At 47.9% G+C, this 19,891-nt stretch carries 17 protein-coding genes; 12 read left to right on the top strand and 5 right to left on the bottom strand.

The genetic code is table 11. The annotated features are described in order from the left end of the window. Window positions 1-7 precede the first annotated feature (7 nt). The gene (locus tag HNQ56_RS08475) at window positions 8-1,798 is read left to right on the top strand and encodes an ABC transporter ATP-binding protein (RefSeq protein WP_429144627.1); all 1,791 of its coding nucleotides are present in this window, start codon (window positions 8-10) and stop codon (window positions 1,796-1,798) included. Then, complete coding sequence (locus HNQ56_RS08470) at window positions 1,791-3,590, top strand: ABC transporter ATP-binding protein (protein ID WP_429144625.1); 1,800 nt, start codon at window positions 1,791-1,793, stop codon at window positions 3,588-3,590. The genes HNQ56_RS08475 and HNQ56_RS08470 overlap by 8 nt, the downstream gene beginning before the upstream one ends. A 144-nt stretch (window positions 3,591-3,734) precedes the next feature. Here HNQ56_RS08470 and HNQ56_RS08465 read toward each other — a convergent pair whose 3' ends face one another. Continuing rightward, entirely contained in the window at window positions 3,735-4,544 is an 810-nt protein-coding gene (locus tag HNQ56_RS08465; protein ID WP_429144623.1) for a GGDEF domain-containing protein, read from the bottom strand. Window positions 4,545-4,747: 203 nt separating this feature from the next. Between HNQ56_RS08465 and HNQ56_RS08460 the strand changes: the two genes are divergently transcribed. The 3 genes from HNQ56_RS08460 to HNQ56_RS08450 all read left to right on the top strand — a co-directional run bounded on the left by HNQ56_RS08460 (window position 4,748) and on the right by HNQ56_RS08450 (window position 7,031). Further along, window positions 4,748-5,086, top strand: coding sequence for a helix-turn-helix domain-containing protein (locus HNQ56_RS08460; protein ID WP_429144621.1), 339 nt, complete (start codon window positions 4,748-4,750; stop codon window positions 5,084-5,086). 147 nt (window positions 5,087-5,233) lie between these two features. Further along, on the top strand, window positions 5,234-6,295 hold the full coding sequence (gene mutY / locus HNQ56_RS08455; protein ID WP_429144619.1) for an A/G-specific adenine glycosylase: 1,062 nt from the start codon (window positions 5,234-5,236) through the stop codon (window positions 6,293-6,295). Window positions 6,296-6,467: 172 nt separating this feature from the next. Continuing rightward, window positions 6,468-7,031: an SH3 domain-containing protein gene (locus HNQ56_RS08450; protein WP_429144617.1), complete on the top strand. Its 564-nt coding sequence runs from the start codon at window positions 6,468-6,470 to the stop codon at window positions 7,029-7,031. Here the strand turns inward: HNQ56_RS08450 and HNQ56_RS08445 are convergent. Continuing rightward, window positions 6,980-7,897, bottom strand: coding sequence for a LysR family transcriptional regulator (locus tag HNQ56_RS08445; RefSeq protein ID WP_429144615.1), 918 nt, complete (start codon window positions 7,895-7,897; stop codon window positions 6,980-6,982). The two genes, HNQ56_RS08450 and HNQ56_RS08445, sit on opposite strands and share 52 nt — an antisense overlap. Window positions 7,898-8,236: 339 nt before the next feature. On the opposite strand from HNQ56_RS08445, the gene leuB reads away from it, so the two are divergent. From leuB to HNQ56_RS08420, 5 genes are all read left to right on the top strand, one after another. Next, entirely contained in the window at window positions 8,237-9,319 is a 1,083-nt protein-coding gene (gene leuB, locus HNQ56_RS08440; RefSeq protein WP_429144613.1) for a 3-isopropylmalate dehydrogenase, read from the top strand. A 117-nt stretch (window positions 9,320-9,436) separates the two neighbouring features. Continuing rightward, window positions 9,437-10,720 (top strand): 3-isopropylmalate dehydratase large subunit, encoded by a 1,284-nt coding sequence (gene leuC / locus HNQ56_RS08435; RefSeq protein WP_429144611.1) that lies wholly within the window; start codon window positions 9,437-9,439, stop codon window positions 10,718-10,720. 18 nt (window positions 10,721-10,738) lie between these two features. Further along, entirely contained in the window at window positions 10,739-11,224 is a 486-nt protein-coding gene (gene leuD, locus HNQ56_RS08430) for a 3-isopropylmalate dehydratase small subunit (protein WP_429144610.1), read from the top strand. Window positions 11,225-11,434: 210 nt separating this feature from the next. Continuing rightward, the gene (locus HNQ56_RS08425) at window positions 11,435-12,550 is read left to right on the top strand and encodes a LysM peptidoglycan-binding domain-containing protein (protein ID WP_429144608.1); all 1,116 of its coding nucleotides are present in this window, start codon (window positions 11,435-11,437) and stop codon (window positions 12,548-12,550) included. A 119-nt stretch (window positions 12,551-12,669) separates the two neighbouring features. Next, a complete protein-coding gene (locus HNQ56_RS08420) occupies window positions 12,670-12,849 on the top strand; it encodes a DUF1540 domain-containing protein (protein WP_429144607.1) in 180 nt (59 codons plus the stop codon). Between the two features lie 79 nt (window positions 12,850-12,928). On the opposite strand, the gene ytvI is transcribed toward HNQ56_RS08420, so the two are convergent. From ytvI to HNQ56_RS08405, 3 genes are read right to left on the bottom strand one after another with little or no spacing between them, the layout of a single operon-like run. Further along, window positions 12,929-13,996, bottom strand: coding sequence for a sporulation integral membrane protein YtvI (ytvI, locus tag HNQ56_RS08415; RefSeq protein ID WP_429144605.1), 1,068 nt, complete (start codon window positions 13,994-13,996; stop codon window positions 12,929-12,931). 42 nt (window positions 13,997-14,038) lie between these two features. Next, window positions 14,039-14,662, bottom strand: coding sequence for a DUF47 domain-containing protein (locus HNQ56_RS08410; protein WP_429144603.1), 624 nt, complete (start codon window positions 14,660-14,662; stop codon window positions 14,039-14,041). 34 nt (window positions 14,663-14,696) lie between these two features. Continuing rightward, window positions 14,697-15,746, bottom strand: coding sequence for an inorganic phosphate transporter (locus HNQ56_RS08405; protein WP_429144602.1), 1,050 nt, complete (start codon window positions 15,744-15,746; stop codon window positions 14,697-14,699). 549 nt (window positions 15,747-16,295) lie between these two features. Here HNQ56_RS08405 and ilvD point away from each other — a divergent pair. Both ilvD and ilvB read left to right on the top strand, forming a co-directional pair. Further along, window positions 16,296-17,987 carry a dihydroxy-acid dehydratase gene (ilvD, locus tag HNQ56_RS08400; protein WP_429144601.1) on the top strand — a complete coding sequence of 564 codons (1,692 nt, stop codon included), beginning with the start codon at window positions 16,296-16,298 and terminating at the stop codon, window positions 17,985-17,987. 72 nt (window positions 17,988-18,059) lie between these two features. Then, window positions 18,060-19,742: a biosynthetic-type acetolactate synthase large subunit gene (gene ilvB / locus HNQ56_RS08395; protein WP_429144600.1), complete on the top strand. Its 1,683-nt coding sequence runs from the start codon at window positions 18,060-18,062 to the stop codon at window positions 19,740-19,742. The last annotated feature ends 149 nt before the right edge of the window (window positions 19,743-19,891 follow it).

The following is a 19,891-nucleotide window of genomic DNA, read 5'->3' as shown; positions in this document are numbered from 1 at the left end:
AAATTTTATGACAGCAATGCAGTGGTTCTTTTCCTTTTTGAAAAGGTACCGCGTCAGACTGATGTTCGCAATTGTGCTAGTTACCGCCACCTGTGTGATCGCTATTGTAAATCCCCATATTTCCGGGATTGTGGTTGACGAGATCATTGAAGGCGGTAACCGCAGTATCTTACCGGCCATGATGATTATCATGATTGTTACCACTCTGGTAAGAGCTGCCTTAAAGTACTGGTTTCTCATTATATTTGAGACATCTTCCCAGGGGATGCTGTATACCCTGAGGGATCATGTATACCGGAGACTGTTGGCTCAGGATTTCAGTTTTTACAACAAAAACCGGACAGGAGATCTGATGTCGCGGCAGACCGGAGATATGGAGGCGCTCCGGCATTTTGTATCCTTTGTAATTTATTCCGTATATGAGAACACTCTGTTATTCATCATTGCTCTGATTATGATCTTTGTGGTGGACTGGCGTCTGGCGCTTTGTATGATTGTCGTACTTCCCCTCACGGCTTTGGCTACGATAAAGCAGCTGAAGGTAGTGAAGCCGGCGTTTCATAATATCCGTAAGCAGTTCTCCAGTCTGAATACCTTTGTCCAGGAAAATATCAGCGGCAACCGGGTGGTGAAGGCTTTTGCAAAGGAAGACTATGAGATTCAGAAATTTCAAAAGGAGAACGACGGTTACCGGGCGGCAGAATTAGCGGCAGCCAATATCTGGAAGAAGTATGTGCCTGTTTTTGAATTTCTGGCCAATGTGCTGTCCATCATTCTGTATCTGGTGGGAGGCATCATGGTGGTTAAGGGCTATATGACAATGGGTAAGCTGGTAACGGTCAGCGGCTATCTGTGGATGCTGAATCAGCCGCTGCGTCAGGCCGGCTGGCTGGCCAATGATTATCAGAGATTTGTAACCTCTGTAGAGAAGATTTATTCTACCATCAATGCGGAGCCCGCCATACGGGAGCCGGAGCATGCCGTAGCAAAGAAACGCTTCCGGGGAGAGATTGTCTTTGATCATGTAGGCTATAATGCCGATGATGAAGTGATCCTTAAGGATATTAATTTCCATGTAAAGCCGGGTCAGACGGTGGGTATCATTGGAGCTACGGGCTCCGGCAAGTCCACACTGATGAATATCCTCTGCCGTTTCATTGATGTAACGGAGGGAGCGGTGACTCTGGACGGCATTAATCTGAAGGACATGGATCTGTATTCCCTGCGGGACAATATCGGCATGGCGATGCAGGATGTGTTCCTCTTCTCGGATACCATAGAAGGAAATATTGCCTACGGCAGACCCAACTGCAGCTTTGAAGAGGTGGAGGCGGCAGCCAGAGTTGCCAATGCCCATGACTTTATCATAAAGATGCCGGAGGGCTATGATACCATTGTCGGCGAGAGGGGTGTGGGACTTTCCGGCGGCCAGAAGCAGAGGATCTCCCTGGCAAGAGCGCTGCTGAAGGATCCCTCCGTTATTATTCTGGATGATACTACCTCCGCGGTGGATATGGAGACGGAGACCCAGATTCAGCAGGAGCTGAGTTCGCTGAATCGGAAGCATACGGTCTTCCTGATTGCACACCGTATTTCCTCCATTAAGGATGCGGATCAGATTCTGGTACTGGATGACGGAAGAATAATCGAAGCCGGTACCCATGATGAGCTTCTGGAGAAGAAGGGTTACTATTATACGGTATTCCATCACCAGTACGGAGATTTTGACGCACTGAAGCAGAGGAAGTCCCAGTATCGCGGCTATGAGCGGGAGAAAGGGGGCAGTAAGGTTGGCTAGAAATAAATATGATATCGATGAGACACTCCAGACCGAATTTAACTTTTCTCACTTGAAGAGGCTGGCTACCTATATCAGACCCTATCGAAGGGATATGATTTTTACTGTATTTTTATTGACGCTGTCCTCGGCGCTGGGCATGATGACTCCTATCTTTCTGATGCAGATCATGGATGTATACATACCGGAGAAGAATATCCCCGGCATTGTGATGGTAAGCTTGATTTTGCTGGTGATTTATTTTATCATATCGGCAATTATCAGAATGAAGACCACCATCACCTCCAGACTGGGACAGAATATTATCCATACCATAAGAAGTGATATCTTCTGCCATTTGCAGGAGCTGCCTTTTTCCTATTATGATGACAAGCCCCATGGCAAGATTCAGGTTCGTGTCGTGAATTACGTCAACAGCCTCAGTGACCTGCTGTCCAATGGTATTGTTAACACGATCACCGAGCTTTTCAGCCTGTTCTTTATTGTAGGCTGTATGCTTTACATCAATGTGAGACTGACATTAATCTGTATCTGCGGCTTGCCGCTCCTGATGATTCTTATCTTCCTTATTAAGAAGAAGCAGAGAGTGGCCTGGCAGCAGTCCAGCAATAAGTCTTCCAATCTCAATGCATATATTGCGGAGAGCATTAACGGAATACGGGTAACCCAGAGCTTTACGCGGGAGCAGGAGAATATTAAGATCTTTAATAATCTGAGCAATGATTACCGGACGGCCTGGATGCGGGCGGTTAAGCTGAACTTCCTTCTCTGGCCTGCGATACAGAACATCGCAACCTGGACCAATGTGGCGGTCTATGTTCTGGGAATCGCCTGGATGGATAACGGTCTGAAGGGGATCACCGTAGGCTCTTTGATTGCCCTCACCAGCTATGTGGGAAGGTTCTGGGCTCCGGTTAACACCCTGGCCAGCTTTTACAATTCTATTCTGACGGCGGTATCCTATCTGGAGAGAATCTTTGAGACCATTGACGAGCCGGTTCTCGTAAAGGATTGCCCGGGGGCCATTCCCATGCCTCCTATCCGGGGTGAAGTGGAATTCAAGGATGTGGTCTTCAGCTATGAGGATGGGATTAAGATACTGGATGGCATCAACTTCCGGGCAAAGGTGGGAGATTCCTTTGCAATCGTAGGGCCTACGGGAGCTGGTAAGACAACCATTATCAATCTCATCAGCCGTTTTTATAACCTGGATTCCGGCATGATTACCATTGACGGCCAGGACATCAGCCAGGTGACGATTCAGTCCCTGCGCAGGCAGATGGGCGTCATGCTTCAGGACAGCTTTATTTTCTCCGGTACCATTATGGATAATATCCGCTACGGTAATATGGAAGCCACGGACGAGCAGGTCGTTGAAGCGGCAAAGACCGTACGTGCCCATGATTTTATTGTCAATCTGGAAAAAGGCTATGACACTCCGGTTAATGAGCGGGGAACCCGGTTATCGGTAGGGCAGAGGCAGCTGATCAGCTTTGCAAGAGCGTTGCTGGCGGATCCTAAGATTTTGATTCTGGATGAAGCTACCTCCAGTATTGATACCGAGACGGAGCTTCTTCTTCAAGAGGGATTGAGCAGGCTTCTGGCGAACCGTACCTCCTTCATTATAGCCCATCGGCTGTCTACCATCAAGAATTCCACCTGTATCCTGTATGTGGATAAGGGGAAGATACAGGAGATGGGAACCCATGAGGAGCTGTTGGCGAAGAAGGGATGCTACAGTGAATTATATCTGTCCCAGTACAAATTCCTGGAACAGGATCAGGCGGGTTGAGACTTTGAAGAGAAAAGGGTCCATAGTATTATAAGATCAGGTTGTAAAAAGGCCTGGGGTCGTAGGAGTTTCCTCATATTACAGAGGTTCCTGTGCTCCAGGCCTTCTTCTGGCATAATTCTGCGATATTTCCTGGCAACCCTGTCATGTGGAGATTCTGTTACGCCCCTTTCTCTTTGCCAGATAGAGTTTCTGATCCATCATTTCGATAACATCATTGACGGAATGGATGCCGCTGTTTTGGTTGATCGTCTGAACACCGAAGCTGCACGTAACCTGTACATAGGTATCATTGACGGGGAAATGAATGGCAGCTACGGCGCGATGCAGGCGGATGGCAAGCTTATTCGTGCTGATGCGCCCGTGGTCAGGAAGGCAGATCAGGAATTCATCACCCCCATAGCGGGCCACCCAGCCGTCCCTTCCCCTTACATGGCGCAGAAACAGACCGGCGATCTCTTTCAAAATATAATCACCGGCCAGATGCCCGTAAAGGTCATTGACCTGTTTGAAATAGTCAATATCCGCATAGATGAAGGATACGGACTCATTGTTTTGGAAGGCAAGCTCCAAATCAAGGGGCAGCTGTTCGTCAATATATCTTCTGTTATACAGATTTGTAAGGGCATCTGTGATGGCCAGACGGTACATGTGTTCAAGGGAAGCTCTGTCAGGAGCTTTGTTCCCGAAATGGATCAGTTCAAGCAGACAAGTTCGGCCTCCGATCGTAATCGGTATGCTTGTAATGATTTCCAGAAGACCCTCTTTATCACTGATGCAGAGAGATGCCTCGTGAAGCCCTATGATTGGGGCGGGAACATCTGCGTAGGAGATTGTGTTCTCGCTATCATACAATATTTTTCGATGTTCGGGATCCCAGATACGGGTAACAGCGTAATGCTTCTGCAGTATCCCAAGGGATGCGGCAGCTTGTGTTATGCAATCAAATTCCATATTCTTTGCTTCCTTTTGTAATATGCGACATTCTCTTTCGTGTGAGGCAGGTAATACAGTGTGACTAAATGCCTATATGAAACAAGGTATAAATTATCCTCCGCACAGGTATTCTATATGAATACATTTTAATATTCTTTAAGATAGTTTTCAAGTACAATCGTATTCTTTAAGATTACTAAAAAGGAGGCGGATAGTATATCATGATAAATCGAAGAGAATTTGGAGCTGCCATACGAAATGCCCGACTGGAAAACAAGCTGACCCAGGAAAAGCTGGCAGAGATACTTGAGGTGACACCTATCCATATCAAGCAGCTGGAAGCCGGAAGCAGAATGCCATCTCTGGAGCTTCTTCACAGCATAGCGGTTGTACTTAACTTCTCGGTTGATGACGCATTCTTTCCTGCAGAAGAAAAGAACATGGATATGTTGAATAAGCTTCAGCGGAAGCTGCTTTTATGTAATTCTCATGAGCTGCGGGTGGTCTATGCGACGGCCAGTGCTTTGATCGATAAAGAAGCGGGGGCATCTGTACTGTGACGAACCCTTTGTCATGAGAGGAATTATTTAACGAATCAAAGTAATTGATGCAACGGAGTAAATAGGTTAAAATGAGTAGGTGGCAGATACTTGAGACGGAAGGAGGATTATACTCCGAAGGTTCTGAAATGATGAAGGAGGAACATGATGAGATATGACTATAGCGAAATTGTCCCCTATCTGCTGCATTGGTTTGAATATAATGCGAGAGTTCTGGCCTGGAGGGAGAATCCCAGGCCGTATTATGTCTGGGTGTCTGAGATTATGCTCCAACAGACCAGGGTGGAAGCGGTAAAAGGATATTTTGACCGGTTTATTACTGCATTGCCGGGGATCGAAGCACTTGCGGATGCGGACGAAGACAGGCTGCTTAAGCTGTGGGAGGGGCTGGGCTATTACAATAGAGTCAGGAATATGAAGAAAGCGGCGGTTATGGTAATGGAGGAGCATGGAGGTGAGATGCCGGCCGGCTATGAGAAGCTGCTAGCTCTGCCGGGGGTAGGGGAATATACGGCGGGAGCCATTGCTTCCATCGCCTTTGGCATCCCGGTGCCCGCCGTGGACGGCAATGTTCTCCGGGTGATGAAGCGGATTGCCGGAAGCTTTGATGATATCACCAGGGCATCTGTAAAGAAGGAGCTCTGGCAGGATATGAAGGAGATCATACCCCGGGACAATCCGGGTAATTTCAATCAGTCCCTGATGGAGCTTGGAGCAACGGTGTGTCTTCCCAACGGAAAGCCGCTTTGCGATTCCTGTCCTGTAATGCACTTGTGCAGAGCCTTTCACGAGGGCATCCAAATGCAGCTGCCGGTAAAGCCGGAGAAGAAGGAGAGGCGCAGGGAGGAACGAACTATCCTCCTTCTGGAGTATCAGGACCGTTATGCAATCCGAAAACGTCTTGCCAAGGGCCTACTGGCCGGCCTGTGGGAGCTGCCGGGAATTACCCGGCGGATGAACCGGGAGGAAGTAAGGAATTATCTGAGCGTCCAGGGAATGGATGCGGAGCAGATCGGCAGCATGGGGGAGGCAAAGCATATTTTCTCCCATGTAGAATGGGATATGACAGGCTATCATGTCCTGCTGAAGGAGCTGCCCCAAGCCTACACCCGGGAGAATGCCATAATATGGGCGGACCGGACGGAGATCAACGAGGTATACAGTATTCCGAATGCCTTTGGAGCATATACGAAATCCGTAAAATGCTAAAAGAGCCGGGGTATTATTGTCAGATCTGGTACAAATATATGGTTTTATTTGCAAATAAGGATTGTAAAATGGGCCAAATATGCTATGATAATAGAGGGTACACAAGCAGAACTATCTCTGCGGTCTCATATCGGCTGCAGAAATTTTATGGATAACAGTTGGAGTGTGGACTATGAAAAAGAGTATACTATTTATTATATTGACAGCAGCGGTAATGATGGCGGCAGGCTGCAGCAACAAGGAAGATGAGATGCCGGATTTTATTCCGACACCGATACCAAAGAACGGCGGCGAAGTGACTGATTCTGAGAATACGACAGCCGGGGAAGAGCCCGGATCAGAAGAAACGCCGGAAGATAGTGGGACAGAGGAGGCTCCGGGAGATGACACCCAGGCAACCCCCACTCCCCCGACGGTTCATGTTGGGCAGACAACGGTAATGTATGTAAAGCTGAAAGCATACGGTGCAATATTGAATGTCCGGTCAGCGCCCTCCAAGGATAGTGATATTGTAGGATTTCTTGTACATACGGAACGCATCCGGGTGGTTGATATTGCGGATGGCTGGGCAAGCTTTCTTTATAACGATGAGGTTTGCTATGTCAGTGCCGATTATCTGGTAACAGAACGGCCGGAATATCTCACTCCTCCTACTCATACGCCGGTACCAACGGTAAAGCCGAATCAGGAGGGCACGCTGGAAGGTGATTCCGGAGGGACACCGTCAGAGATATAATCTATAAATTTAAGCATTGAATCAGAGAGGAAGGCATTCCTGGGATAGGAAAAACCGACCTCTCTTTTGCTGACAGGAATTCTTAGAGGGATCTGGATTAAAGTGCCGTCCTCCAGCTCCTTTTGAACAAATTCCTTGATTACGCAGGCAACACCCAGGCTGGTTTTGGCAAATTCAATGAGGAGATCCATAGTGCTGACCTCCAGTATCTGCTTCGGCTCAATATGATTCGACTTGAAATAGTCGTCCATATGCTTTCTGGAGATATTTCCGCCGTCCAGCAGCATAATATTGGCACAGGAGAAGATGTCCTCACTGTTTTCACGAAGCAGCAGATTATCCAGATAGCTTTTGGTAGCAACAAAGATATCTTCAATAGGCCCAAGGGAGTAGAAGAGAAAAGCGTCATTGCCCGGATTGGCTACGAGGCCCACATCCAGAGTACCGTTCTCCAGCAGCTTCATGGTATGGGAGGAGGATTGGTTATGAATATTGATCTTAATGTGGGGATATTCTCTCACAAAGCCGTTCAAGTAGGGAAGGAGAAGATGCTTGCACAGGGTGGTGCTGGCACCGATCCGCAGCTGTCCGATCCCCAGATCATGAACATGTCTCAGGCTTGTTTCTCCCTGCTTCAGTATATCGAAGGCGCTTCTGGTATATTCATACAGAAGCTGCCCCTCTTCGGTCAGCCTGACACCGCGGGAACTGCGTACGAACAGGGTTACACCCAGATTATCCTCCAGGCTCTGGATGGATTTGCTGACTGCCGGCTGGCTGATATAGAGCTGCTTTGCAGCCTTGGAGATATTCCCGGCTTCCGATACACAATTGAAGATATAATATAAGGACAGATTTTGCTCCATTGCAAACACTCCTTTGATGATATAACGATTGGTTATAACTGATATTAATAATATGTATTATGATTATACCAGACACCATGATAAAATGGCAATAGAAAATTTATGATAACACATGCTGCGGTGGGTTACCGTACAGTCTGTGGATGCGGTGGGAGAGCTGCTCCCTCACACACAGGATGGAAGACACATGACTGAATTTGTATGTCACATCCGTACAAGTATGTTCGTCTGTGCCATACAAATCCAATCACATGTATTCCATACAGTGCATTATGGGAGCAGCTCTCCCACCGCATCCACAGACTGTACGGTAACCCAGAGCGGCAGACGGAGGTTGAGATGCAATATAATATCGCAGTCATTCCCGGTGATGGAATTGGGCCGGAGATTATTACGGAAGCAAAGAAGGTGCTGGACCGGGTCGGTGAAGCGTTCGGCCATGCCTTTGCTTACACGGAGGTACTGATGGGCGGAGTCTCCATTGATGCAACAGGGGTTCCCCTGACGGAGGAGGCCCTGGAGACAGCAAAGAAAAGCGACAGCGTACTTCTGGGCGCAGTGGGCGGCAATGTAGGGCAGTCGAACTGGTATAGCATTCCTCCCCACCTTCGGCCAGAAGCAGGGCTGCTGGCCATCCGTAAGGGATTGAATCTGTTTGCCAATATCCGTCCGGCAGTGCTTTATGACGAGCTGAAGGGGGCCTGTCCGCTGAAGGATGAGATAATAGGAAAGGGCTTTGATTTCGTAGTAATGAGGGAGCTGACGGGAGGACTTTACTTTGGAGAACGTCATACCCGGGAGGAGAACGGGATTCGTAAGGCGACGGATACCCTGGTGTACGATGAAAATGAGATCAGAAGAATTGCAAAATGGGCCTTTGAGATAGCAATGAAGCGCAGCAGGAGGGTTTGCAGCGTGGATAAAGCCAATGTCCTTGATTCCTCCAGACTGTGGAGGCAGGTAACCAAAGAGGTGGCGAAGGAATATCCCGGGGTGGAGCTCACGGATATGCTGGTGGACAATTGCGCCATGCAGCTGGTGAAAAACCCGGGGCAGTTTGACGTTATCCTGACAGAGAATATGTTCGGCGACATTCTTTCCGATGAAGCCAGTATGATCACCGGTTCCATCGGTATGCTGGCCTCCGCCAGCCTTGGGGATACCAGGCTGGGGCTGTACGAGCCGAGTCACGGATCGGCGCCGGATATTGCGGGGCAGAATAAGGCGAATCCCATTGCCACCATATTATCTGCAGCCATGATGCTTCGCTACTCCTTTGATCTGGAGAAGGAGGCGGACCGTGTGGAAGCAGCGGTGAAAGAGGTTCTCAGGAAGGGGTACCGCACCATAGATATCATGTCGGAGGGAATGACTCTGGTGGGAACGAAGGAAATGGGAGACCTGATTGCTGCTGAGATTTAAGTTTGGAAGAAATGGGACAGATAAAGGAAGGGGTACCGGGTTCATGCCAGCCCTTTCATGGCGATTTGCGGGGGAAAGGGCATGGACATAAGGATGATAGTGAAGGAGGATATAACGATGAGTGAACCTTGTAACAAAGGCATGACAATGACGCAGAAGATACTGGCTGCTCATGCGGGACTGGAACAGGTGACGGCAGGACAGTTGATCGAGGCGGATCTGGATCTGGTTCTGGGTAATGACGTTACTACGCCGGTAGCCATCCGTGAGATGGAGAAGATGAAGAATAAGAAGGTATTTGATAAGGATAAGATTGCTCTTGTTCCGGATCATTTTACTCCCAATAAGGATATTAAATCAGCAGAGCACTGTAAATGTATGCGTGAATTTGCAATGGATCAGGATATTACCAATTACTTTGAAATCGGTGAGATGGGAATTGAACATGCCCTGCTTCCGGAGAAGGGACTGGTAGTTGCCGGAGACGCAGTAATCGGAGCGGACTCCCATACCTGTACCTATGGAGCCCTCGGAGCCTTCTCCACCGGCGTCGGCAGTACGGATATGGCGGCTGGGATGGCGACGGGCAAAGCCTGGTTCAAGGTTCCTTCCGCAATGAAATTTGTTTTGACGGGAAAGCCTGCTCCCTGGGTCAGCGGAAAGGATGTTATTCTTCATATTATCGGCAAAATCGGTGTGGACGGGGCGTTGTACAGGTCCATGGAATTTGTGGGAGACGGAATAAAGAATCTTACCATGGATGACCGCTTCACCATGGCGAACATGGCCATTGAAGCCGGGGCAAAGAACGGTATCTTCCCTGTGGATGAGCTGGCTATAGAGTATATGAAGGAGCATTCCAAGAAAGAATATAAGATATATGAGGCGGATGAGAATGCCGAGTACGATGAGGTGTATGAGATTGATCTCTCATCCCTCAGGCCCACGGTTGCATTTCCCCATCTTCCTGAGAATACACGCACCATTGATGAAGTGGGTGAGGTGAAGGTTGACCAGGTAGTGATCGGCTCCTGCACCAACGGACGGATTGATGATCTCCGGATTGCCGCTAAGGTTTTGGAGGGCAGGAAGGTTGCACGCGGGATGCGTGTTATCATCTTCCCCGCAACCCAGGCTATCTATCTTCAGGCGATGGAAGAAGGGCTGCTTGCTACCTTTATCAAAGCCGGGGCGGTAGTCAGCACACCCACCTGCGGACCCTGCCTGGGCGGACATATGGGAATACTGGCAGCGGGCGAGCGGGCGGTTGCCACTACGAACCGTAACTTTGTCGGGCGTATGGGACATGTGGATTCCGAGGTGTATCTGGCAAGCCCGGCAGTAGCGGCAGCCAGTGCGGTTACCGGCAAGATCTCCGGTCCTGCCGAGCTTGGATTATAATTGGATGGAGGGACAAAAATGAAAGCGATTGGAACAGTACACAAATATGGCGATAATGTTGATACCGATGTAATCATTCCTGCACGGTATCTGAATTCCTCCGATCCGAAGGAGCTTGCCGCAAAATGCATGATCGATATTGATAAGGACTTTGTAAACCGTGTAAAAGCCGGAGATATTATGGTCGCCAGCAAGAATTTCGGCTGCGGCTCCTCCAGGGAGCATGCACCCATTGCCATAAAGGCTGCGGGAATCAGCTGTGTTATTGCCGAGACCTTTGCAAGAATATTCTACCGCAATGCCATCAATATCGGTCTGCCCATCATAGAGTGCCCTGAGGCTGCAAAGGAAATTGAGGCCGGTGACCAGGTAGAGGTTGATTTTGACAGCGGTATGATCTATGACCGGACAAAGGGAACCCGGTATCAGGGTCAGGCATTTCCTGAATTCATGCAAAAGATTATTAAGGCGGAAGGTCTGATCAATTACATTAATAATAAGTAAGCTATAATCGGATTTTGATATAGAATGTAGAAATAAGAACAGAAAGGTCTGCCGGGTAAGAATATTACCTGGGAGACCTTTTTTAGGCCGTTATAGGCGGTTGAAGAAAGGAATAAAATGGATGAATTAGGAATGTGACCTGCTTTCGGAACATTGACCAGGCTGGCATCATATTTTGAAATAGAACTTCTTATAGGTGATGGTACTGACATGGATGGTACAATAAGATATACAATCAGGCCATATGATACGGTGTGGATGCTTGCCCAGATATTTAATACCACGGTGGATTCGATCATGGATCTGAATCCCGGAATCGATCCCCGTAATCTGATGATTGGGCAGGTTATTACAATACGGCCCGGCTACCAGAACTATCCTGCTTATCCGGTTGCTCCGGGAACGTCGGCAAATACCGGCGTAGGGAACGGTCAGGACGGAAGGAATGATGGAAGCAGGACGAATACTCGGGACAACATGGATAACCGTAATGGAGTAAATGACCGAAACAGCGTAAATAACCGAAACAGCGTAAATAACCGAAACAGTGTGGATAACCGTAATGACGTAAATGACCGAAACAGTGTGGATAATCGTAATGTGGTAAATGACCGTGGCAGCGTAAATAACCGTAGTGGAGTAAACGACAGCAACAGCATGAATAACCGTAACGGAATAAATGACCGAAATAGTATGGATAACCGTAATAATGTAAATAACCGTGACAGCATGGACAGCCGCAATGGAATGAATGACCCGGACTGGCAGGAGAGAGATGGGCTGAATCATGAGGCGGAAGGAAATATGATGGATATGGTGAATTATTTCCGTCTGCTTTGGGAACAGCATGTGGAGTGGACGAGAATGACCTTCATGGCGGCAATCCATCAGCTTCCCGATGCGGAACAGACCTTGCAGCGGCTTCTGCGGAATGCTGTGGATTTTGCCAATGCCCTGGCTGCTTTCTATGGGGATGAGGCAGCAGAGGAATTTGAAAGGCTTTTTACGGAGCATATCAGAATTGCCGGAGAGCTGGTACAGGCAGCAATGGCGGGAGATAACGGCGCAGTGGCGGATGCGGACCGCAGATGGCATGAGAATGCGGATCAGATTGCGAGACTTCTTGCCGGCATGAATCCCTACTGGAGCGAAGAGGACTGGAGTGCGATGCTGTATGAGCACCTGGAATTACTAAGATCCGATATAGAGAATATGCTGGCCGGAAATTATGAGGAAAGCATTAACGGATATGATGAAATTGAGATGCAGGCCCTTGAGATGGCTGATATGATGGCGGAAGGAATAGCAATGCAATTTCCCTGGTAAACAATATAAAAAGAAAAAACATCCAATGATATAAAAGTATTTTGGTGAATGATTTGTATTTTTCCTGCAAACACTAATACCGCAATAAATAAAATACGTTAGAAAGTTGGAGGAAAACTATGGCAGTCAGAAAAATGGATAAACCGAATGAAGGGATAAAATGCGTTGTAAATACCTGTGAATATCATATGAACGGAGACCACTGCGCGGCAGAGAAGATTCAAGTGGAACCCAGGAATGCCAAGGATTCGGACCAGACCGATTGTACTACCTTTACGAGAAAAGATAAGATGTATTAGAATATACATTGCAGGCAATGTATAACAAAGGGCTGTTTTTGGAGGAGAAGATCTTCTCTTCGAAAACAGCCTGAATTATTTATGTCTTTTTGAAAAAATGTATGCTGCCATCGTCATTCAGCTTAACAATAATGGTGGCGATGATGGGAAGAATGAAGAGGCCGAGGACACCCATGAGCTGGGCTCCTACATACATCAGTATCAAGGTAATAATGGGATGCAGGCCGATCTGCTGTCCGACAATACGGGGCTCGATAGCCTGGCGGACTGCGGTGATAACAACATAGAGCAGCAGCATTCCGACACCGATCTTAGTGTTGCCGATGATCAGGGAAATAATGGCCCAGGGCAGCAATACGGCTCCGGTTCCCAGAATAGGCATTACATCAATGATTGCAACCAGAGCTCCGAAGAGAAAAGGGTTCGCAATGCCCAGAATCCAAAAGCCGATGGACAGCTCCAGGAAGGTAATGCTGATGATGGTAGCATAAGCACGTATAAATTTCCCGATGGTTCCGATGCCGTTGTCCTTGAGTTTGAGAATCATCTCCCTGCGCTCCGGCTTGATCTGGAGAATGAGGAAGCGGGTAATTCTGTGATAATCAATAGTAAAGAAGAAGGAAGAAACAATAGTAAAGATAAGATTAATCAACAGGTTCGGCAGGGAAGCCGCAAAGCGTGCAATGAAGCCTACCACAGCCGAAGAAGCATTGGTTAAAAATTGAATAATGGAATTGCTGATATTATTTAAGATATCCTCGAGATAAAACTCAATGTCGGGAAAACGTCTGATTATTTCATCGGTTGCCTGTTGTATCGCAGGAAGAACCGTGGTTTCATACAGGGAGGGAAGGCTGTAAAACAAATTGCTCAGGAAGCCGAAAGCCTTAAAGCCTATCATGCTGGCCACAACGCCCAGCACCCCGTAAAAAATAATCAGAATAAGAATGGACATCAGGATGCGGTTGACGCGGAATTTCTTATTAAGCATATCAATGGGCTTGCGGAAAATCAGCGCAAGAATGACACCGATGACAAAGGGCATCAATAAAGGCAGCAGGTATTTAATCCCTACATATACAATTCCAAGGAGAAAAATAATATAAATGACATGTATGATAAATGCTTTTTGTTTCTCGATATTCATATCGAACTATGTCCTTCCCTGTTTTGATCAGTCTGGCTCCGATTAGGAGTTCTTCATCACAATGCTCTCCAGCACATCTGCCACATCCTCGCAGTTATCGCAGCAGCGCTCCATACGGTGAAATATCTCGGTCCAGCACATTAATTCAATGGGGTCCTTGGAGGTCTGGAACAACTTGCGCATAGAGTCAACATATAAAGCGTCAGCGTCTTCCTCCAGACGGTTGATTTCAATTGTTTTCTCATGAAGCTTCTTAGGGCTCTTAAAGTTCTTGAATTCCTCCAGGGCTTCATCCATGGCCTTGCAGCAGTCAACAATCAGCTTTGTAAACTTTAGAATCTCAGGACGGATGGACTGGATGTTAAACATATCAACATAGATTAACACATCCTCAACGGAGTCGGTCACATCATCAATTTCCTGGGTGAGGGTGGTGATATCCTCCCGCTCGATGGGCGGAAGAAATTCCTTCACCAAATGGTGCATGATCTCATGCTTTGCCAAGTCGGCGCCGTGCTCGATCTCATGGGCAGCTTTTACCTGATCGGGAAATTTTGCGGGATCAAAATTGGATAATGTGGAATGCAGGCTCTCGGCTAATTTATAGGAATATTTGGAGAGACCGGCAAAGGCATCAAAATAATTATATTCATGTTTTCTTTTCATGCTGATATATTTCCTTCCTTATTTAATATTTAATTTAAAATATTTTCATAAACAGATAAGCCATCAGATATCCCAGCAATCCGCATCCCGGGAAGGTTAAAACCCAGGCGGCAGTCATTTCCTTAACGATTCCCCAATTGACGCTGGAAAGTCTCTTGGCAGCGCCGACACCCATAATTGCGGTGGTCTTGGTATGGGTGGTACTTACGGGAACACCCAGCGCGGAAGCGGTAAAGAGGCTGGCTGCGGCAGCAATGTCAGCGGAAAAGCCCTGGTATGTAACAAGCTTAACCATACCCATACCCACCGTTTTAATGATCTTATAGCCGCCGATGGAAGTACCCAGAGCCATAACGACCGAACACAGCACCATGAGCCAGATGGGAATACTGAATTCCGTAATATCAGCCTGTCCCTTGGCAAGAAACACACCCAGAAGGAATACGCCCATGAACTTCTGGCCGTCCTGAGCTCCATGCATAAAAGCCATGGCAGCGCCACCGGCGACCTGAGCCTTAGAGAAAAAGGAATTTGTCTTTCTGCGGTCCATACCCTTACAGATAAAAGAGATCAGCTTAGTCACGAGATAGCCTATTCCAAAACCAAGGATGGAGGACATGAACAGGCCGTAGATTACTTTGATCCATTCACTTCCGTTAATACCCTGCCCGCCCTGAATTGCGATGGCAGCGCCTGAAATACCTGCAATCAAAGCGTGGGATTCACTGGTGGGAATACCAAAAGCCCAGGCGGCAGTCGCCCATACCACAATGGCAAAGAGCGCAGCGCACAAAGCAATCAATGCATTCTTGGGGTTATTGCCGAAATCAACCATGTTATAGATTGTCATGGCTACGGCATTGCTAAGCAGAGTCATTACAAATACGCCGAGAAAGTTAAACACAGCCGCCATGATTATGGCGCTTTTTGGACTTATGGATCTTGTCGATACACAGGTCGCAATCGCATTCGGTGCATCGGTCCAGCCATTCACCAGAATTACTCCCAGAGTAAGGATTACGGTGATAAACAGGGCCGGATTGGATGTCAGCTGCTTTAAAAACTCAGCTAAAGTTATTGTCATAATAGAGCCTCCTGTAACTTGATTTGATTTAAAGCATAATGTACGCAATAACAATCATAAAAATCTTAACACGAATAAATGACATAAGCAATCATAATTTACATTAAAATGTCATAAAATTCGCTTGAAATTTGCCGTTGCTGTTATCAAAAAAGATAAATTTTACGTGAATTTTACATAGACTTTACATAACACAGAATCTCGGTAAGCCAAAATTATGGTAAGAATATTTCTTTAAAATTATTCCCATAATTTTACTTATTATAACCTGATATTCGCCGGAGGAATGGAAGCCATAAATTGAGAGAATATTTATAAATCTTTGTGGAAAAAAATCCACAATTATTTGAATTTTGACATTGATTTTTCAAAAGAAATCCTTTAATATATACAGTATTACCCCGAAGTACCGTGAAAACAATACTTCGCGAGAATTTTAACAGACTTTTATAAATATGAACAAAACAGCTGCTCCGTGCCGAAGGAAATGAATCACGTAATGGTCACGAAGTGAGATATAATTTTAATTAAGAAAAGGTGGTAATGAGGATGAGAAGTGACGCAGTGAAAACAGGAATGGCACAGGCACCCCACCGGTCATTGTTTAATGCCCTGGGCATGACCAGGGAGGAGCTGAGAAAGCCGCTGATCGGTATCGTGAGCTCTTATAATGAAATTGTTCCCGGTCATATGAACCTGGATAAAATCGTAGACGCCGTCCGGCTCGGCGTGGCAATGGCCGGAGGAACACCGATTGTATTCCCTGCAATCGCTGTATGTGACGGTATCGCCATGGGGCACCAGGGAATGAAATATTCCCTGGTAACCAGGGATCTGATTGCCGATTCCACCGAAGCGATGGCAATGGCCCATCAATTTGACGCCCTGGTTATGGTGCCAAATTGTGATAAGAATGTCCCCGGACTTTTGATGGCGGCAGCCAGAGTGAATATCCCCACCATATTTGTCAGCGGCGGTCCCATGCTGGCGGGCCGGGTGAAGGGAAACAAGACCAGCCTTTCCTCCCTGTTTGAAGCGGTGGGCGCATACAGTGCAGGAACCATGACGGAGGAAGAGGTGGAGGAGTATGAGAACAAGGCATGTGCCACCTGCGGTTCCTGTTCCGGCATGTATACCGCCAATTCCATGAACTGCCTTACGGAAGTAATCGGAATGGGACTGAAGGGGAACGGAACGATCCCCGCCGTGTACTCTGAGCGAATCCGCCTGGCAAAACATGCGGGCATGAAGATTATGGAATTGCTGGAGAAGGACATTAAGCCCAGGGATATTATGACGGAGAAGGCATTCATGAATGCGCTGACGGTTGATATGGCTCTTGGCTGCTCTACCAACACCATGCTGCATCTGCCGGCAATTGCTCATGAAGCCGGCTTTGAACTGAACATTGACATAGCCAATGAGGTGAGCGCCAGAACACCAAATCTGTGTCACCTGGCTCCGGCGGGCCATACCTATATGGAAGACCTGAATGAGGCCGGCGGTGTCTATGCGGTAATGAATGAATTAAATAAGAAGGGACTCCTTTATACCGAACTGATTACCGTAACAGGCAGGACGGTGGGAGAGAACATAGCATCCTGCAAAAACCTTGACCCGGAGGTGATCCGCCCCATTGATAATCCTTACAGCGAGGTCGGCGGAATTGCAGTTCTGAAGGGAAATCTGGCTCCGGATTCCGGCGTGGTAAAGCGTTCGGCGGTTGCTCCGGAGATGTTAAAGCATAGCGGTCCGGCCAGAGTATTTGATTGTGAAGAGGATGCCATTGATGCCATCAAGGGAGGAAAAATCGTTGCCAAAGATGTGGTGGTCATCCGCTACGAGGGTCCCAAGGGCGGACCGGGTATGCGGGAGATGCTCAATCCTACCAGTGCAATCATGGGCATGGGCCTGGGTTCCAGCGTGGCATTGATTACGGACGGTCGTTTTTCCGGCGCATCCAGAGGAGCCTGCATTGGGCATGTATCTCCGGAAGCAGCGGTAGGAGGCAATATTGCCCTTGTGGAAGAGGGGGATATCATTGACATTGATATTAATGCCAACTCCCTGAACTTCAGAATATCGGAGGAAGAGCTGGAGGCAAGAAGAGCCGCATGGCAGCCGAGGGAGCCTAAGATAACAACAGGATATCTCGCCCGTTATGTGGAGATGGTAACCAGCGGCAATCGCGGAGCGATTCTTGAGATACCGGGGAAGAATGGTGCGGCGAAAAAACATTGAGTAGTATATAATAATTGAATTGCCGAAGGCGGCTTCGCTTCATTGCCGCCGGCTGGCGGAACGGAGGAAGCTATGGAATTAACAGGTGCACAAATCGTTATCGAATGTTTGAAGGAACAGGGTGTTGATACCGTGTTCGGATATCCCGGCGGTACGATATTAAATATTTACGATGAATTATATAAGCATAGCCATGAAGTCAGGCATATTCTTACCTCTCATGAACAGGGAGCCGCCCATGCGGCGGACGGTTATGCGAGAGCCACCGGTAAGGTCGGCGTCTGTTTTGCCACCTCCGGGCCCGGTTCGACGAATCTGGTCACAGGAATTGCAACGGCCTATATGGACAGTATACCGATGGTTGCAATTACGGCTAATGTGGCCGTCAACCTTCTGGGAAGGGATTCTTTCCAGGAAATTGATATTGCCGGTATTACCATGCCCATCACAAAGCATAATTATATTGTAAAGGATGTTGCCAATCTGGCGGACACCATCCGCAAGGCATTTACGATTGCGAAAACCGGAAGACCCGGCCCGGTGCTGGTGGACATCACCAAGGATGTAACCTCGGAGAAGGCGGAATACAACAGGAAGGATCCGGAGCCGGTTCTCAGGAAGACGGATGAGATTACGGAAGAGGATCTGGCCAATGCCCTGGAGATGATCCAAAGCTCCAAAAAGCCCTTTGTCTTTGTAGGAGGCGGAGCGGTAATTTCCGAAGCCTATGATGAGGTGAAGGAATTCGTGGATAAGGTGGATGCACCTGTTACGGATACTCTCATGGGAAAGGGTGCCTTCGACGGCACGGCTTCCCGCTATACGGGCATGATCGGCATGCACGGAACGAAAACCGCCAATCTGGGCGTGACAGAATGTGATCTGCTGATTGCTATCGGGGCCAGGTTCTCAGACCGGGTGACGGGCAATGCCAAACGGTTTGCTAAGAATGCTAAAATCCTGCATATTGATATTGACCCCGCGGAGATTAATAAAAATGTTCCTGCCTATCATAGTGTTGTGGGTGACATCAGAGAGGTGCTCCGGATTCTGAACGCCAGGCTGACGCAGCAGAATCATAAGGAATGGCTGGAGCATATCGCAGAGCTGCAGAAGAAGTTCCCGTTAAAGTATAATCCCCAGGGCCTGACCGGACCCTATGTTGTGGAAAAATTATATGAGCTGACTGGGGGCGATGCGGTCATTGCCACGGAGGTAGGCCAGCACCAGATGTGGGCGGCGCAGTACTTCAAATTTACACGCCTCAGAACCTTCCTCACGTCCGGCGGTCTGGGAACCATGGGCTATGGTCTGGGAGCCAGCATCGGAGCCAAGGCGGGAGTGCCGGATAAAAAGGTAATCAATATTGCAGGAGACGGCTGCTTCCGCATGAATATGAACGAGCTGGCTACGGCAACCCGTTATGATATACCGATTATTCAGGTTGTACTTAATAATAAGGTATTGGGAATGGTGCGTCAATGGCAGGATCTGTTCTACGGTCAGAGATATTCCAATACGAATCTCAGTGACAAGGTGGATTTTGTCAAGCTGGCGGAAGCCATGGGAGCCAAGGCCTACCGGATCACGAAGAAGGAAGAGGTTGAGACTGTTCTGAAGGAAGTGCTGGAGCTGAATGAGCCGGTGCTGGTGGAGTGTATCATCAACAGTGATGATAAGGTATGGCCCATGGTAGCGCCGGGGGCGGCGATTGAGGATGTATTTACGGATGAGGATCTGAAGGACCGGAAATAGAGATGGTTTGTTAGAGGGAAAGTGAGGGGCGCATGTTCCTGCAACCAGGATGAACGGCGCAGGAACGGCGCCCCTCTGACTTTATTAGGTGGCCTAATATTTATTATTACCATAAAACAATTGACAAAAAAATAACAGGGTTTTATAAT

This window comes from Anaerotaenia torta, assembly GCF_050433395.1.
Taxonomy (GTDB): Bacteria; Bacillota; Clostridia; order Lachnospirales; family Lachnospiraceae; genus Mobilitalea; species Mobilitalea torta.
Note: the sequence above shows the minus strand (reverse complement) of the source record. Positions and strands in the feature narration are given on the sequence as shown.

What these genes read in the sequence shown, in the direction of transcription:
- HNQ56_RS08450 (WP_429144617.1), top strand. Translation starts at nt 6,468, where the DNA reads ATGAAAAAGAGTATACTATTTATTATATTGACAGCAGCGGTAATGATG.
- ytvI (WP_429144605.1), bottom strand. Translation starts at nt 13,996, where the DNA reads ATGAATATCGAGAAACAAAAAGCATTTATCATACATGTCATTTATATT.
- HNQ56_RS08425 (WP_429144608.1), top strand. Translation starts at nt 11,435, where the DNA reads ATGGATGGTACAATAAGATATACAATCAGGCCATATGATACGGTGTGG.
- ilvB (WP_429144600.1), top strand. Translation starts at nt 18,060, where the DNA reads ATGGAATTAACAGGTGCACAAATCGTTATCGAATGTTTGAAGGAACAG.
- HNQ56_RS08465 (WP_429144623.1), bottom strand. Translation starts at nt 4,544, where the DNA reads ATGGAATTTGATTGCATAACACAAGCTGCCGCATCCCTTGGGATACTG.
- mutY (WP_429144619.1), top strand. Translation starts at nt 5,234, where the DNA reads ATGAGATATGACTATAGCGAAATTGTCCCCTATCTGCTGCATTGGTTT.
- HNQ56_RS08405 (WP_429144602.1), bottom strand. Translation starts at nt 15,746, where the DNA reads ATGACAATAACTTTAGCTGAGTTTTTAAAGCAGCTGACATCCAATCCG.
- HNQ56_RS08410 (WP_429144603.1), bottom strand. Translation starts at nt 14,662, where the DNA reads ATGAAAAGAAAACATGAATATAATTATTTTGATGCCTTTGCCGGTCTC.
- leuB (WP_429144613.1), top strand. Translation starts at nt 8,237, where the DNA reads ATGCAATATAATATCGCAGTCATTCCCGGTGATGGAATTGGGCCGGAG.
- HNQ56_RS08475 (WP_429144627.1), top strand. Translation starts at nt 8, where the DNA reads ATGACAGCAATGCAGTGGTTCTTTTCCTTTTTGAAAAGGTACCGCGTC.
- leuD (WP_429144610.1), top strand. Translation starts at nt 10,739, where the DNA reads ATGAAAGCGATTGGAACAGTACACAAATATGGCGATAATGTTGATACC.
- HNQ56_RS08420 (WP_429144607.1), top strand. Translation starts at nt 12,670, where the DNA reads ATGGCAGTCAGAAAAATGGATAAACCGAATGAAGGGATAAAATGCGTT.
- HNQ56_RS08445 (WP_429144615.1), bottom strand. Translation starts at nt 7,897, where the DNA reads ATGGAGCAAAATCTGTCCTTATATTATATCTTCAATTGTGTATCGGAA.
- ilvD (WP_429144601.1), top strand. Translation starts at nt 16,296, where the DNA reads ATGAGAAGTGACGCAGTGAAAACAGGAATGGCACAGGCACCCCACCGG.
- HNQ56_RS08460 (WP_429144621.1), top strand. Translation starts at nt 4,748, where the DNA reads ATGATAAATCGAAGAGAATTTGGAGCTGCCATACGAAATGCCCGACTG.
- leuC (WP_429144611.1), top strand. Translation starts at nt 9,437, where the DNA reads ATGAGTGAACCTTGTAACAAAGGCATGACAATGACGCAGAAGATACTG.